The following is a 15,931-nucleotide window of genomic DNA, read 5'->3' on the forward strand; positions in this document are numbered from 1 at the left end:
TTCACTCAAGTAATTTTGTTATTATGTTTATAGAAATATTTTAGAGGTAGATAGCCCATGATTAACATTTCAGAAACAGCGCAAGCACATTTCTGCAAGCTGCTCGCAAACCAAGAGACTGATACCAATATCAGAGTGTTTGTGGTTAGCCCCGGCACACCCAGTGCAGAATGTGGGGTGTCTTATTGTCCACCAGATGCGATAGAAGAATCAGACACTGTGCTAGAATTTAATGGTTTTGATGCAGTCGTAGATCTAGAAAGTGTGCCTTTCCTGCAAGAAGCTGAAATTGATTTTGTCACTGACCAAATGGGCTCACAACTCACCCTCAAAGCGCCAAACGCCAAAGCACGCAAAGTAGATAGTGACGCACCTTTAGCTGAACGAGTGAGTTACATGATTGAAGCAGAAATCAATCCGCAACTTGCTAGCCACGGTGGTAACGTGACATTAGTTGAAATCACAGAAGAAAAAGAAGCCGTATTACGATTCGGTGGTGGTTGTAACGGTTGCTCACAAGTGGATCTCACCTTGAAAGAAGGTGTAGAAAAACAAATGCTTGAACAATTTCCTGGTGAATTAATAGCAGTAAAAGATGCCACCGAACATAAAGCAGGCGAACACTCTTACTACTAGGCTTGAAACCCAATACTAGCTCAGCAAGGATATAAACATTAACTGGTCGCAGCGTTTAGCCAATGACCCAAGTAAAAGCTGGATTTTTTTCAAACGTGGTTTAGGCATCTTTTGCTTAGGGGTAATAGCAGTATTAATAGGCGCAAAAGTCGCGCCTGTTATTCAAAACCCAGGTCTAGTGTTATTGGTAGTAGGTAGCTTATATTCCATTAGGGGCTATCTAGGCATTCTGGTTCACCGTATGATAGTTAGCTTTAAACCGCCACCTTCCCCTTTCGACAAAGATAAATAAAGTATCCTCCCAAGCTTATACCTCGAAACAATAAAAAGAGTAACATTGCCATCCATAGACCTTTGTTTGCGTAAGATAAAAACACACAAAAAGCAGGAAAGTAAATTACCAACCCACATAACAACATACTATTTCGCATGGCTTGTGACCGAGTCAAACCCACAAAAACCCCATCAAAAAAGAAACACCAGTGGGCGATGATAGGCAAACAATACACAAAGGCTAAGTAGTCTTGCATTTCTAATTGAAGGATCGGTTGATCCGTTATTACAGAGGTGATCTCAGTTCCCCATACAATAAAAATCGACGAATAAATGATTGCAACTATGGTGGACCACACCAATCCATGTAAGGTGACATGTATGATGCCATCAGCATTTTTTTGTCCTTTTTGTTCACCCACCAATGCTTCTGCTGCATAAGCAACACCGTCTAATCCAAGGGCAATTAAGGAAAAAAACTGCATCAGAATAGCGTTGATTGCTGCTGAAATAGAGCCAAATCCTACCCCTCTAAAAATAAGAAAAGCGATGCATGCTTGTAAGATAAGGTTTCGAAAAAACGTGTTACCGTTAAGGGATAGCAGAGAATGTAAATATGTTCCTGAGAACCACTTTTTTTGTATTATTGGCTTACCAACCAATTTCAATGCCACAATTATACTTATGATTGAGATGGAATATTCAGCGACAACGCTAGCCAGTGCTACACCTAACACCTCCAGCCCTAAACCAAACACAAACCAAAGATTAAGCACCAAATTCAATAAGTTTGCGAACACCTGAATAAGTAACACCTGTTTGGCTTTTTGTTGGCCTATCAACCAACCGACTAAAGCAAGATTAACTATTGCAGCAGGCGCCCCCCAAATACGGGTGTAAAAATATTCAGAGATAACCCCTTCAACAACTGGTGTAGCATTGGCGAAATATAAACCCAAAGCCAAAATGCCATCTTGTAGTAACAACAACAAGCACCCTAATAAAAAGCCAATCAATATCCCCTGAAATAAGCTTTGATGAAGCTGGTTAATATCTCGACTACCTTTTGCCTGAGCACTAAGACCTGTGCTGGTCATTCTTAAAAAGCCACATAACCAATACAGTTGAGTGATAATCAATGCGGCTACAGACGCCCCAGCAAGAAAATATATTTCCTGCATATGGCCCAAAACAGCTGTGTCAACCAGTCCCATTATAGGAGTCGTGACATTACTTAAGATCATAGGTATTGCCATAACAATAATTTTTTGGTGCAGACTAATCTGAAAGAAGTTTGATAAAATATTATTATTAGTCATTTTAGTTTCAGTTATGAAGGAAAAATATGAGAAGAACTTCGGATACTTTGGTGATGATATTAACATGTGCGCTACTGAGCATAAACACTTGGGCGAAAGACAATGCAGTTATCCTTTTATATCACCACGTAAGTCACAGTACTCCCGGGGTCACATCAGTATCACCCGAAACCTTTCGTGAGCACATGCAATATTTAGCTGAACATCATCAGGTATTACCCCTAAAAGAGGTAATTGAAACGCTGCAGAACAAGCAACCGTTGTCCGACAAAGCAGTGGTGATCACATTTGATGACGGTTATAAAAATATTTACAACAATGCTCACCCTATTCTGAAAGAATTTTCATTCCCCTACACCATTTTTATTAACCCGCCTTTGATTGGTAAGGTGAGTTATCAACTTGATTGGCAACAAGTTAAAATAATGGCTAATGAGGGCGCGAGCTTCGCTAACCATGGTAGTCAACACTCCCATATGTTGACGAAAAATAAAAGTGAGTCTGAAGAAAGTTGGTTGCGGCGAAGCTTACTAGAAATAGAAACAGCTGAAACGATACTTAAAAACAATCTGGGTTACAGCTTAAAATATTTTGCTTACCCTTATGGAGAATTTGATTTAAAACTAAAAAATCGACTCAAAGCTAGTGGCTACATTGGTTTTGCTCAACATAGCGGTGCTATTGCTTCCTACAGTGACTTTTCGGCCTTACCACGTTACCCGTCTGCAGGGATATACAGCAATATTCAAAGCTTGAAGGTCAAATTAAATAGTTTGGCGATGCCAGTGGACAATGTTTCCTCTTACGATCCTAAGGTCGAATTATATTCTGACACTGAAAGTCTTTCTTTTAATGTCAAAACTGATGACTTATTACCACAACAAATAAACTGCTTTCAAAATGGTCAGAATTTAAACATGTTTTTAAAAGGGAATACGGTTTCTGTGGATATAAACCCAATCACTCAACCCGGCAGACACAGAGTAAATTGCACTGCACCCAGCATAAGTGAAACGAATAGATATTATTGGTTTTCACAACCCTTTTTTATGCCAACAATTGAAGGGAAGTGGTTAGATTAATTTTTTGCTGAAATGAAGATGCGAACCAATACTTAATGTTTGCATTCTTTGGCTAATACCTGATTCGCTTTCACATTTACCCCCCCGCCCGAAATAAAAGTCTATTGCTTGTAAATTAGTATTTTCAACGTCTAGGTATAATTTGACTTACCAAAGGGTTAAAGCTTTTTGCTGTGCAAACCTTAGCAAATTAGTAGCTAAACCTTGCCTTTGATACTTTGCTAACACGGCAAAGTATCCGATACACAACTCATAATTTTTAAGTCTTGGGATACAGTCTTGCAAAGCTTGGCTTGCCTCTACTACAGATAATGCATGAGCAACACCTTAGAAATTGGTTAACTTGATTAAGGTAGCTTGGTGGTAAGAATCTGGCAAATCACTATGCTATGTGTATAAACAACCGACAACTTGATTGTCGATTTCTGCAACCCAGTGATTGTCAAAACCGTACTGTCCATCTGAAGATAACAAACTCAAAACCAGAAAATAACAGCGACAATTCAGTATTAATATTATAAGTCGCACCTATGGCAACTGGCGTGGAACAATAAATTAGCATCGTCTTGATTAGCCTAACTGCTGAGCATTAGCGCAGTTTATTGGGACATAATAACCGGCATATCAGCTAGTATCTTTTGTCCTTCACTAATAGGTAACTTGCCTACAACAAATTCAGGCTTAAAACGGCCTATCACTTGTGCCTTTGGATTCACTACCACTATAGATGAACTGTGATCGACTAAATAGTTAGGGTTATCCGTGCTTTCGGACATGGAATACATCATGCCCATAGCTCTTACTAGAGGAAATAATTGAGAATGTTCTCCACTAACAGCAATAAAGTCAGAATGGAAAAAATTAATATAGTCGTTTAATCGTTCAGGAGTATCGCGCTTCGGATCAACAGACAACAAAACGACTTGAATAGGAAAATCTGTGGATATTTTTTGTAATTCTGGATAAACATTTTTTAACTCTGCCAAGGTAGTCGGACAAATATCAGGGCAATATGTATAACCAACAAAAACCAGACTCCAGTGCCCTATTAACTCTGCAGATGTAAAGGATTGATTATTCTGATCTACTAACTGAAAGTCAGATAACGCTCTTGCCTGAGGGTATAAACTCACATACTGAGTTTTATTGTTTGCGCTCAGCGGTGCAATGTTTAATGCCACTACAACTCCTATGACAAGTGCAAAAAAAGCAATCAGGCCTACTTTTAGTCTACTCATACCTAAAACCACATATAATGATCAACCAAAAGCACAACAAACAGTATCATTAGATGAATGATAGAAAATTTAAAGGTCTGCATAGCGGTTTGTTCGGTGGAGGTATATTTCAATTTCCATGCGTAATATAAAAAACCCGCATTTAATAAAGTGGAACCAATCAGATATATAAGGCCTGACATACCCACTAAATAAGGCAGTAAACACACCACACAGAGTAGAACAGTATACAACAAGATAGACGTTTTAGTAAATTCGATACCGTGGGTCACAGGCAACATAGGCACTTGTGCTCTGGCATAATCTTTTTCGCGATGAATTGCCAGAGCCCAAAAATGTGGTGGTGTCCAGATAAACACAATCAGTACCAATAACAATGCATGTGGGTGAATTTCTCCCGTCACTGCAGTCCATCCAAGCAGGGGAGGAATGGCACCCGCTAAACCACCAATAACAATATTTTGTGGTGTCGCTCGTTTTAAATACATAGTGTACACCACAGCATATCCAAACAACCCAGCAAGGGTTAACACCGCAGTTAAACGATTAACCCACAATTCGAGGATCATATATCCAACAATAGTTAATACAGCCGCAAAAAACAGGGCTTTTTGTGGAGTCACTTTACCTTTAGCTACTGGACGATTTGCAGTACGACCCATTTTGCCATCTATCTTTCTATCCACAACATGATTAACCACTGCGGCGGCAGACGACAAAAAACCGATCCCTATTAATCCAGCAGCAAGAATTTGCCAACTGATCCAACTATCACTGGCTAAACACATGCCAACCAATGCGGTTAATAACAATAACAACACGACTTTTGGTTTGGTTAGTTCATAATAATCTTGGCAAGTAGCCCATAAATTAAATTGATTGTTTGGTTGTCCTTCGGCTACGACCTTACTCACCTTATTCTCCTAAGTTTTGCGATACAACGTGTAACTAATGGTTACTAACACCAACATCAAACACGCGGCTACAGCATTATGCATCACAGCAACAGCAATAGGTAAACTGTAAACTACATTGCTTAAACCTAAAGCAATTTGAACACCCAAAACTAATATCATTAGAATGGATAACTTTTTAATTAAGCTTGAGTGTGCTGCAGCATACAACCTAATCCCTAACCAACATAAGTACAAAAAGGTAATTAACGCGCCTATTCTATGCACAATATGCATAGTCATACGTTCAGCATAGCCATGGACACCAAACTCATAATTTTCTGCTTCTGGAATACTAAAAGCACCAGTAAAATCTAAACGCTCGTACCAATTACCTTCACAAATGGGTAATTCAGTGCAAGCTAGTGCAGCATAATTAGCTGACGTCCAGCCACCTAAAGCTATTTGCCCCGTTAAAATAACTATCCCTAAAATTGTATATTTTCCAAATTGACGCAGAACAGCGTCACCGCCAAGAATTCGATAAGGGATCAACCTTAAGTACAATAAAAATAGACAAGATAATACAGTGAATCCACCTAATAAGTGCCCCATCACCACCGCAGGCAATAAATTCAGTGTCACCGTCCACATACCTAGAGCACCTTGGAAACAGACTAAACACAACAGAAACAGAGGCAGCTTTACAGGCTTGTTATAAGCTTTGCTGAATAGACTATTAATAAAAATCACCAGTATCAAAAAACCCAAAGCGCTGGCAAAATAACGGTGAATCATTTCATTCCAAGCTTTGTGCTCTTCAAAGGGGCGCTCAGGAAATGCTTGCTGGGCAATTTCTATATTTTCTGTGGTCTTAGAGAAACTAAGATGACCATAACAACCAGGCCAGTCAGGACAACCTAATCCGGCATCAGTGAGGCGAGCGTATGCACCAAGTACAATTACCACCAAAGCTAATAGAATACTTACCAGCAATAACTTCTTCATCATTTCAGCATCCTCTAACCGATACGCGAAAGTTTAAGTAACTTGCGCATATCCGACAAAATATCACGACTATCTAATATTGCTTGCTTTTCATCAATTTGTAATGGGAAACGTAAAATAATGTTACCCAAAGTATCAGCAATAAAAATAGCATCTGTACTCGTTTCTTTAAACATTTGTTGCAGACTTTTTATGTTGGTATTTAAAAAGCGAATGTTTTGTTTTTCTTTAAGCTGCGCAAGCTGGGCAATATTACTTTTCTCATGGGTAATAACAACCACTTCAGCACGATCGCTTTCCTTACCTAACGCGCTGCGAACTTGAGCAATACTATATAAAGCGTTCTCACATTTAACAGAACACACTTCTGGTAAAACATAGAGTAATTTCCACTTAGGCACCTGTTCGGTGGTTTGCAATAAACTCATATCAACAATAGGTGAAAGTAGCTCCCCCTTGTTTGTTGCAGCTTGATTAAACCAATCATTATCTAAAGCAAGTTTAGCCAGTAATACAGGAAGTATAAAAATTGAAGCCAGAAGCAACATCATTAATTTATTGTTTTTAGTGGTACTCACTTTTGTTCCTTTTTAACTTATTTCTTTGGGCGATAACAAATATTACCAACGCAGCAAGTGCCAGTAAAAACCACTGTACGGCATAGGCCAAGTGTTTTTCCGGTGCCATTACAACAGGTTGCCAATCTCTTATGAAAATTGAACTTTCCTGCGTATTTAATAACACCACAAAAGGTAATATTTCTTGAGTATAGTGTTGTTGAATAACTTTTAGATCCGTCTGCTGTATTACTTTTGGCCAAATACCGTCCACCGACGCCGTTTCTTTGACCATGGCATTATCCAAAGGCAGGGATATAACGCCCGCAAACCGAGATTTTTTAACATCAATATTGACACTAGGCAATATTTCTCTGCTATTTGTTGCGGCTACCCAACCAAAATTGACAATTACTGTACCTACATATGTTTGTGTGGGCACCAAAACTTGGTATCCCACTCGCCCTTTATGGATCTTATTGTCCAATAAAAAATAACGAACTGCATCCGGGGTCCCATCAAAATTTACAGGCATATCCAGCATTTCATCTATATTGCTGTATAAGAACTGTTGTAAATCGACTTTCGCCGTTTTAGTAGCAATCTCTATAGCTGATAAACGTGTTGTTTTTTGCTCTGCTCTTTGTAATTGCCAATTACCTAAAGCAAACATAATGACAACACACACAAAAGTAATTAAGGTAGCAACAAAGGGTAAACGTGATAAAAAGTTCCACATAACAGCTCAAAAAATCTTTAGGAGTGAATAGATGTTAATCAAAATACTTGTCGGTGGGTTACTATTATTTATGGTGTTCAATTTATTTAAAGCTATGATGATTATGCTCAAAGACGACCCTGATAGTCCACCTATGAGTAAATTCATTGGCAGAAGAGTTCTCACTTCAGCCATTATCGTTGGCTTGATGCTACTCGCTGTAGCAACTGGACTCATTGTTCCTAATCCTTCACCACACTAACCAATGCAAAGAGCCGCCGCATTGCAGTGGCTCTTCAACTTAGTAAATGATGTTGCTAAAAAATATATACAACAGCAAAGAGTATAACCCACACTACATCAACAAAATGCCAATACCAGCTAGCGGCCATAAATGCGAAGTGATTTTTGGGCGTAAAATGCCCTTTCATAATTCTCAATAACATAATAAATAGAATTATTGCACCTAGCGTAACGTGAAAACCGTGAAATCCTGTTAACAAGAAAAAAGTATTACCATAAATACCAGATTGTAAAGTCAGATTCATTTCTGAATATGCATGGATGTATTCTTCGACCTGCATCACCATGAAGATGGCACCTAGCAACACAGTCAAACCGAGCATAAGCTTAAGCTTTCCACGATTGTTTTGTTCCAGTGCAACATGAGCATAGTGACAGGTAACCGAGGATGTAAGCAGTATAAATGTATTAATCAAGGGTAAACCAGTCCAAGGCATAGCTTCTGTCGTTAAACCACCGGGCGTGGTAACCAGCGGCCATATTGCCTCAAACGCAGGCCATAACACTTCGCCTGTCATATCATTATTTGATGCACCGCCTAACCAAGGCACTGAAATAAATCTGGCATAAAACAGAGCGCCAAAAAAAGCGCCAAAAAACATCACTTCAGAAAAAATAAACCATGCCATACCTTGACGATATGAACGGCTCAACTGAGCACTGTATAAACCACTCATAGATTCATGTATTTGGTTTCTAAACCACCCAACCAACATGACCACCAAAACTAAAAAACCTGCACCTAAAATATAAGCGCCGAACCCCTCTTTTCCTCGTGTGCTTTCAACCACAAAATTGCCAGCCCCGACAGCCATTAAAAATAACGCAACAGCCCCCATAAACGGCCATGGGCTTTCTGCGGGAACATAGTACTTTTCGTATTCTTTTTCTGACATTTTGTTCTCCTTTACCCTAATTCATTGCCACAAAATCTGCCGAAGCAGTGACGTTATAAAGAGTATATTGCAAAGTAAAATAAGTAATATCTTCTGGTAGCTGAGGGTCGACATAAAATTGCATTGGCATCAACAATTCCTCCCCTGCTTGTAATGTTTGTTGTTCAAAACAAAAACATTCTGTTTTGTTCATATATAACGCCGCTGGACCAGGCGATATCGATGGTACAGCTTGACCAACAATGGCTGTCTTAGTAGGGTTTTTTACGTAAAAACTGACTTTATTAAGTTGCCCAGGATGCACCTTAACCTGTCTGGTTTCAGACCTAAATTCCCATGGCATACCCGTGTTTATGCGCGTAATAAAATCCACAGTGATCAACCGACTCTCATCAATTTCAATGGCCTTGTAAACAGCCGCTGTATCTGATGGTTTGCCATTAATGCCCAAGGCATCACAAAGTACGTCATAGAGAGGCACCAGTGCGAAACCAAAACCAAACATACCCACAACAATGGCAGCCAGTTTAAGCACCAATTTATTGTTTTTTGTTTGATTTGGATTAGCGCTCATAAGCCTCGATTCCTATTAAGTTATTTCACGACTGGCGGTGTTTCAAAGGTGTGATATGGTGCTGGAGATGGGATTTCCCACTCTAAACCTTCAGCTCCTTCCCACACTTGGTCAGACACTGGCTCACCTTGCTTTTTACAAGCCTTAATCAGTAAGACTAAGAAAATTAATTGCGATAAACCAAAGGCAAAACCACCAATACTTATCCATTTATTAATGTCTGCAAACTGTAACGCATAGTCTGGGATACGACGAGGCATACCCGCTAAACCGACAAAATGCATAGGAAAGAACAACACATTAACCGACACTAATGAGCACCAGAAATGCCATTTCGCCAAACCGATGTGAAACATTTTTCCGGTCCACTTGGGTAACCAGTAATAAACAGCTGCCATAATTGAGAATATAGCGCCTGTAACTAACACATAATGGAAATGCGCAACTACAAAGTAAGTATCATGGTATTGGAAGTCTACTGGCACTATTGCCAACATTAATCCAGATAATCCCCCTATAGTGAATAACACAATAAAGGCTATTGCAAACAACATGGGGACCTCAAAAGTCATAGAGCCACGCCACATAGTCGCCACCCAATTAAAGACTTTCACACCTGTAGGCACAGATATCAGCATGGTCGCAAACATGAAAAATAGCTCTGCTGCCACCGGCATACCTGTAGTAAACATATGGTGTGCCCATACAATAAATGACAACAATGCAATAGAGCCAGTGGCATACACCATTGACGCATAGCCAAATAACGGTTTACGCGCAAAAGTAGGTATGATTTGTGAAATAATGCCAAAAGCAGGCAATATCATAATGTATACCTCGGGGTGACCGAAGAACCAAAAGATGTGCTGGAACATGACAGGATCACCACCACCGGCGGCATCAAAGAAACTTGTACCAAAAAATTTATCCGTAAGCACCATAGTAACCGCACCAGCGAGTACAGGCATAACTGCAATTAACAAAAACGCAGTGATTAACCATGTCCAGACGAACAATGGCATCTTCATCCACGTCATTCCTGGCGCGCGCATATTAAAAATAGTCACGATAACATTAATTGCACCCATGATGGATGACGCACCCATGATGTGCACGGCAAACACAAACAACGCTGTACTATCGGCGCTGTAGGTAGTGGATAGAGGCGCGTAGAAGGTCCAACCAAAAGCAGGACCACCACCTTCTAGGAACAAAGAAGATAACAGGATCAAAAAAGCAAAAGGTAAAATCCAAAAGCTCCAGTTATTCATTCTAGGGAGGGCCATATCTGGCGCGCCTATCATCATAGGTATTAACCAATTAGCTAAACCCGTAAAGGCCGGCATAACCGCACCAAATACCATGATAAGGCCATGCACTGTGGTCATCTGATTAAAAAAGTGAGGTTCTACTATTTGCAGTCCGGGTTGAAATAATTCAGCTCGTATCACCATAGCCATTGCGCCACCAGTCAGAAACATGATGAAAGCGAACCATAAATATAGTGTACCGATATCTTTATGGTTGGTAGTATTTAACCAACGCTTTATACCGTATGGAATATGATGATCGTGGTGATCATCTGCATGATTATCATGCTGAGTATTATCAGTTAATGTTGTCATGGTCACCTTCTCCTATTGTTCGTTCATTGCAGAATTGATGTCTTTGGCTTGAACCAAGTCACCAGTATCGTTACCCCAAGCATTACGCTCGTAAGTCACCACAGCAGCAATTTCAGACATAGTTAATTGTTTCGCATAAGATTGCATAGCACTGCCTGTGACACCGTTTATTAAGATATCAATATGTTTAGGCTCGTCTGCAACTGCGATTTGACTGCCTTTTAATGCAGGAAAAACACCAGGCAAACCTTCGCCATTTGGCATATGACAAGCTGCGCAGTTAGCATCATAGACACTTTCGCCCAATTCCATGGATTCAGCCATTGTCATATTCATAGATAACAGTCTTTGTTCTTCTGCTTTTGCTTGCTGCTGTACAGCTTCTTGCTCTGAAATCCATTTAGCATATTCAGCAGGCTCTTTGGCAATCACTACAATCGGCATGAAACCATGATCTTTACCACAAAGCTCTGCACATTGACCACGATACACACCTGGTTCATTAACATTGGTCCACGCATCATTAATAAAACCTGGATTAGCATCTTGTTTGAAACCAAAATCTGCCACCCACCAAGAGTGAATAACATCGTCTGAAGTGATAAGAAAGCGGACTTTTTGACCAGTGGGTATAACGAGCGGTCTGTCTACTTCGAGTAGATAGTTTTCACCTTTAGGTATTTTCCCAGATATTTGGTCAGCTTGAGTGGCCAATTTAGAATAATATTCAACGTCATTGTCCATATACTTATAGTGCCACTTCCATTGTGAACCGGTCACTAAAATAGACACATCAGGTTCGCTAGCATCTTCCATATCAATTAACAAATTCATTGCTGGCACTGCCATCACAACCAATATAATAAAAGGGATCACTGTCCAGGCAATTTCAACTTTTACATTTTCATGGAAATTAGCAGGCTTAACACCCCTAGATTTCCTATGGAAGTACATAGAAATAAACATGGCGATAAAAACACCGGCCCCTATCACCACACAGATAACAAACATCAACATATGCATATCGTAAACACCAGCACTAATATCTGTCACACCTTTAGTCATGTTTAGCTGGTATTGCTCAATATTATCTTTCGTTTCTGCAAACACCGACGTAGTCATCAATGCAGATAGCATAGTTCCAACCTTGAACAAAATTCTCTTCACATGGCACCTCATATACGTTAAACGTATTTTTTATTTTCACTGAAACACTAACTTCAAATAGAAATTGAAAAATCCCTATTTGGTTTACGCTTATGTTAATTTATTGGTTTTTTTGCTTTTCTAATGTTAATGGTCTCTCATTTGATAGCGATTAGTCTAGCCTTTTTGTTTTACTTGCAATCAACTGATTAATTTTTAAACATAAATTGTTGATAAACAAAAAATAACAAAGATATAAAGAGAGGAAAACAACCAAAGGGTTCATAAATAGATATAGATTTAAAAGCGCATTATTAATCAACAATGCGCTGCATCAAGATTACATCCAATCGGCGTTACGAATAACCCCCACAGCGATGCCTTCTATATTAAACGGCTGAGTCGCCAAATCGACCTTAATGGGAGAAAACGCTTCGTTTTCAGCATGCAACAAAACCTGCCTGCCTTTTTTCTCAAGTCGTTTTACTGTAACGTCATCATCTACCCTAGCGACGACTACTTGACCATTGTGTACGTCCATAGTGCGATGAACAGCCAACAAATCGCCATCCAAAATACCGATGTCTTTCATACTCATTCCGTTCACTCTAAGCAAAAAATCAGCACTCGGCTTGAACAAACTAGGATCCACGCGATAATGGCCTTCAATATGCTCTTGAGCCAAAATAGGCTCTCCTGCAGCAACTCGGCCAATCAATGGTAAACCAAGCTCTTCGAGTTGGTCTTCAAGTGGTGCATTTAACTTAATGCCACGGGACGTACCAGGTAAAATTTCTATTACCCCTTTTCGCGCCAGGGCTTTTAAATGTTCTTCTGCTGCATTAGCAGATTTAAAACCTAATTCCCGGGCAATTTCAGCACGAGTAGGTGGCATACCTGTGTTCAACATCGTATTTTTAATCAGTTCAAGTACTTCTTCTTGTCGTGCAGTTAGTGGACGCATAACCAGCCTGTTTTTTTATACAGTTACCTTATTATATACAGTTAATGTTAAATCTCAAATTTGTTTTATGTTGACTGTGGAATGGTTTAATAAAATCAGATCAAACTGAAGCACCCATTATCAATTATTAAACTGCTAGGAATGTCTGTGGTATCCTTGCGAGTTTTAAATCTGCGAGTAAAGAGTATGTTGTGGCTGCATAGATTGCTGTTAGCAATAGTAACCGTACCGGTCAAATGGCTAGTAAAAGTAAACAGTACTCCAAGTGATCTTGAAGTTGAACTGGGCATAGATAAAACCCGTCCCATTGTTTATTTATTGCGAACCCGTTCTGTCACTGATCAGTTAGCACTCAAAATGTCTGCAATGGCATTAGGTTTACCCAAACCCACACTCAATTTGACTATCGACGATCAACGGCACTCTTCGTGTTTGTTCCTACAGAAACCCAAATCAGTACTAAACCGCAAAACAAAAGGTACTTCAATTCAAGAAGATGCGGCTAAACTATTTAGACTGCACAGAGAAAATTCAGACCTGGATATTCAGATAGTCCCTGTGTCTATACTTTGGGGTAGAGCACCAGGTAAAGACACCTCAGGTTGGTCAGATATCATCGCCAACCAAGTTTCACCTAGCTGGCTTCGTAAATTTTTTATTGTGTTGCTTTTAGGCAGAGATAATTTCGTCTGTTATAGCAAAGCCGTATCTTCGAGGAAAATGCTGGAGTTAAAGGGTAGCGATGAAGACATCGCCCATAAACTTATCCGCGTTGCCGGCACACATTTTTATCGCCGTCATCAAACATTAACAGGCCCCAACATTCTTGAACGTCACCAATTGTATAATAGTGTTCTGGGCGCAAAATCAGTGCGTAGGGCCATTGTTGGAGAAGCTCGCAGCAAACAATTAAGTCATCAACAAGCAAAACAACAAGCAAAAAAATATGTAGCTGAAATTGCAGCTGATTACCGTCCTGGTCTAATTAGGTTAGCTGAGAAAATTTTAACCAAAATTTGGAATAAAATTTATAACGGTATCGAAGTCAGGCATGCGGATAAAGTCAGAGCCTTGGCGCAAAATGGCCACGAGATTATCTATGTACCTTGTCATCGAAGTCATATGGACTACTTATTACTCACCTATGTTATTTATCATCAAGGGTTAGTCACACCCCACATAGCTGCTGGAATAAACTTAAATTTTCGCCCTATTGGCGGAATATTAAGAAAAGCTGGCGCGTTTTATCTTCGTCGCAGCTTTGCAGGCAACAAACTCTACTCAGCTGTGTTTCGCGAATATTTAGAACTGCTATTTAACAAAGGTTATTCGGTGAAATATTTTCCTGAAGGTGGCCGCAGCAGAACGGGGCGTTTATTACCCCCTAAAACTGGCATGTTAGCGATGACATTACAGGCGTTAATCAAAGGCATTAACCGCCCCGTCAGTATCGTACCGGTTTATATTGGTTACGAACATGTGATGGAAGTGTCCAGTTACCTTAAAGAACTGAACGGCACAGGTAAGAAAAAAGAATCTTTTTTACAAATATTTTCAGCCATTAAAAAACTCAAAAATTACGGTTACGGTTTTCTGAATTTTGGCGAGCCAATCAATCTGACTAATTACCTTGACCAGCAAGTGCCTAATTGGCGAGATGAGCAAGAAAATAATGTCGATAAGAAGCCTAAATGGTTGACACCAGTTGTCAACGAACTTGCTACAGATGTGATGGGCAGAATAAACCAAACGGCTGCAGTTAGCGGTATGTCAATTTGCGCAATCTGTTTGTTGTCGGCGAAAAAGCACGCTATGGCTCAGTCTGAATTAGAACAAGCCATTGATCATTTTTTAGAACTGTTGACTGATGCACCCTATAGCGATCTTGCCACTCTACCAAAGATATCCGGCAAAAAGTTGTTAGAAAACACTCTGAAACTGAATAAATTTAACGTATCTGAAGATAGTTTTGGCAAAATAATATCACTAAAAAGCCAAAATGCTGTCGCTCTAACCTATTACCGTAACAATATCCTGCACTTATTCGCGCTACCAGGCCTGATTGCCGCCATGGTGTTTGCCAACAAAAGTTTATCGAAGCAACAAATATTACTATTGGTAGCGAAGCTTTACCCCTTACTCAAGCGCGAATTATTTATATATATGAGCATAGAACAAGCGGCATCTTATACTGAATCACTGCTAACCAAAATGTTAGGAATGGGTTTGCTCGAGATTCATGAAACTGAAATTCAAACACCAGCTGCAGATAGTGAAGAGTTCTATTCAGCATGGTTGCTTAACCGTAGCATTCAAGAAACCTTACATCGCTATGCGGTAGTGTTAACGTTATTGTCGCAGCAAGAAAAAGTAAGCCGCTCTGTACTCGAAAAGAAAAGCGCTCAATTTGCCGAGAGATTAGCCGCACTGCATGGTATCAACTCGCCAGAATTTTTTGATAAAAAAGTACTGGCTACATTTATTCAAGCACTAAAAGAAAATGCGTTGATTGAAGCAGATGATGATGGCCAGTTACGACATTCAGCCCACAGCGAAGCTTTAAAAGTCGATGTGATTAACCTTATTGCACCTGAGATAGCGCAACGTTTGCAACAGATATAAATCTTCGTGTTATAAAATGTTAGACATACATGAAGATCAGTTAGTTAACACGGTAATATTGACTAAGCAATCGACAT

The 15,931-nt window shown here is 39.7% G+C and carries 16 protein-coding genes; 4 read left to right on the plus strand and 12 right to left on the minus strand.

Going from position 1 to position 15,931, the window contains the following annotated elements:
* The first annotated feature begins 57 nt into the window (after window positions 1-57).
* Window positions 58-636, plus strand: a complete 579-nt coding sequence (gene nfuA / locus Q0Y52_RS05290; protein ID WP_297818924.1) for a Fe-S biogenesis protein NfuA — start codon at window positions 58-60, stop codon at window positions 634-636.
* Between the two features lie 254 nt (window positions 637-890).
* Here the strand turns inward: nfuA and Q0Y52_RS05295 are convergent, their stop codons facing one another.
* Complete coding sequence (locus tag Q0Y52_RS05295; RefSeq protein WP_297818927.1) at window positions 891-2,228, minus strand: MATE family efflux transporter; 1,338 nt, start codon at window positions 2,226-2,228, stop codon at window positions 891-893.
* A 26-nt stretch (window positions 2,229-2,254) separates the two neighbouring features.
* On the opposite strand from Q0Y52_RS05295, the gene Q0Y52_RS05300 reads away from it, so the two are divergent.
* A complete protein-coding gene (locus tag Q0Y52_RS05300; protein ID WP_297818931.1) occupies window positions 2,255-3,310 on the plus strand; it encodes a polysaccharide deacetylase family protein in 1,056 nt (351 codons plus the stop codon).
* Between the two features lie 147 nt (window positions 3,311-3,457).
* On the opposite strand, the gene Q0Y52_RS05305 is transcribed toward Q0Y52_RS05300, so the two are convergent.
* From Q0Y52_RS05305 to Q0Y52_RS05330, 6 genes are all read right to left on the minus strand, one after another.
* Window positions 3,458-3,538: a hypothetical protein gene (locus Q0Y52_RS05305; protein WP_297819333.1), complete on the minus strand. Its 81-nt coding sequence runs from the start codon at window positions 3,536-3,538 to the stop codon at window positions 3,458-3,460.
* 371 nt (window positions 3,539-3,909) lie between these two features.
* Window positions 3,910-4,548 carry an SCO family protein gene (locus Q0Y52_RS05310; RefSeq protein WP_297818934.1) on the minus strand — a complete coding sequence of 213 codons (639 nt, stop codon included), beginning with the start codon at window positions 4,546-4,548 and terminating at the stop codon, window positions 3,910-3,912.
* Between the two features lie 2 nt (window positions 4,549-4,550).
* Window positions 4,551-5,462, minus strand: a complete 912-nt coding sequence (gene cyoE, locus Q0Y52_RS05315) for a heme o synthase (RefSeq protein WP_297818937.1) — start codon at window positions 5,460-5,462, stop codon at window positions 4,551-4,553.
* 9 nt (window positions 5,463-5,471) lie between these two features.
* The gene (locus tag Q0Y52_RS05320; RefSeq protein ID WP_297819336.1) at window positions 5,472-6,449 is read right to left on the minus strand and encodes a heme A synthase; all 978 of its coding nucleotides are present in this window, start codon (window positions 6,447-6,449) and stop codon (window positions 5,472-5,474) included.
* A 14-nt stretch (window positions 6,450-6,463) separates the two neighbouring features.
* Window positions 6,464-7,027: a hypothetical protein gene (locus Q0Y52_RS05325; RefSeq protein WP_297818940.1), complete on the minus strand. Its 564-nt coding sequence runs from the start codon at window positions 7,025-7,027 to the stop codon at window positions 6,464-6,466.
* Window positions 7,014-7,745, minus strand: a complete 732-nt coding sequence (locus Q0Y52_RS05330; protein WP_297818942.1) for an SURF1 family protein — start codon at window positions 7,743-7,745, stop codon at window positions 7,014-7,016. The genes Q0Y52_RS05325 and Q0Y52_RS05330 overlap by 14 nt, the downstream gene beginning before the upstream one ends.
* Before the next feature lie 31 nt (window positions 7,746-7,776).
* On the opposite strand from Q0Y52_RS05330, the gene Q0Y52_RS05335 reads away from it, so the two are divergent.
* Window positions 7,777-7,986, plus strand: a complete 210-nt coding sequence (locus tag Q0Y52_RS05335) for a DUF2909 domain-containing protein (RefSeq protein WP_297818945.1) — start codon at window positions 7,777-7,779, stop codon at window positions 7,984-7,986.
* A gap of 55 nt (window positions 7,987-8,041) precedes the next feature.
* Here Q0Y52_RS05335 and Q0Y52_RS05340 read toward each other — a convergent pair whose 3' ends face one another.
* From Q0Y52_RS05340 to lexA, 5 genes are all read right to left on the minus strand, one after another.
* Window positions 8,042-8,923: a cytochrome c oxidase subunit 3 gene (locus Q0Y52_RS05340; protein ID WP_297818948.1), complete on the minus strand. Its 882-nt coding sequence runs from the start codon at window positions 8,921-8,923 to the stop codon at window positions 8,042-8,044.
* Window positions 8,924-8,939: 16 nt separating this feature from the next.
* Window positions 8,940-9,497, minus strand: coding sequence for a cytochrome c oxidase assembly protein (locus tag Q0Y52_RS05345; RefSeq protein ID WP_297818951.1), 558 nt, complete (start codon window positions 9,495-9,497; stop codon window positions 8,940-8,942).
* A gap of 20 nt (window positions 9,498-9,517) precedes the next feature.
* Complete coding sequence (gene ctaD, locus Q0Y52_RS05350; protein WP_297818953.1) at window positions 9,518-11,122, minus strand: cytochrome c oxidase subunit I; 1,605 nt, start codon at window positions 11,120-11,122, stop codon at window positions 9,518-9,520.
* Window positions 11,123-11,134: 12 nt separating this feature from the next.
* Window positions 11,135-12,244: a cytochrome c oxidase subunit II gene (coxB, locus tag Q0Y52_RS05355; protein WP_297819339.1), complete on the minus strand. Its 1,110-nt coding sequence runs from the start codon at window positions 12,242-12,244 to the stop codon at window positions 11,135-11,137.
* A 364-nt stretch (window positions 12,245-12,608) separates the two neighbouring features.
* Complete coding sequence (gene lexA / locus Q0Y52_RS05360; RefSeq protein ID WP_297818956.1) at window positions 12,609-13,232, minus strand: transcriptional repressor LexA; 624 nt, start codon at window positions 13,230-13,232, stop codon at window positions 12,609-12,611.
* Between the two features lie 186 nt (window positions 13,233-13,418).
* On the opposite strand from lexA, the gene plsB reads away from it, so the two are divergent.
* The gene (gene plsB / locus Q0Y52_RS05365; RefSeq protein WP_297819342.1) at window positions 13,419-15,854 is read left to right on the plus strand and encodes a glycerol-3-phosphate 1-O-acyltransferase PlsB; all 2,436 of its coding nucleotides are present in this window, start codon (window positions 13,419-13,421) and stop codon (window positions 15,852-15,854) included.
* The last annotated feature ends 77 nt before the right edge of the window (window positions 15,855-15,931 follow it).

Source organism: uncultured Paraglaciecola sp., from assembly GCF_943787955.1.
Lineage (GTDB): Bacteria > Pseudomonadota > Gammaproteobacteria > Enterobacterales > Alteromonadaceae > Paraglaciecola.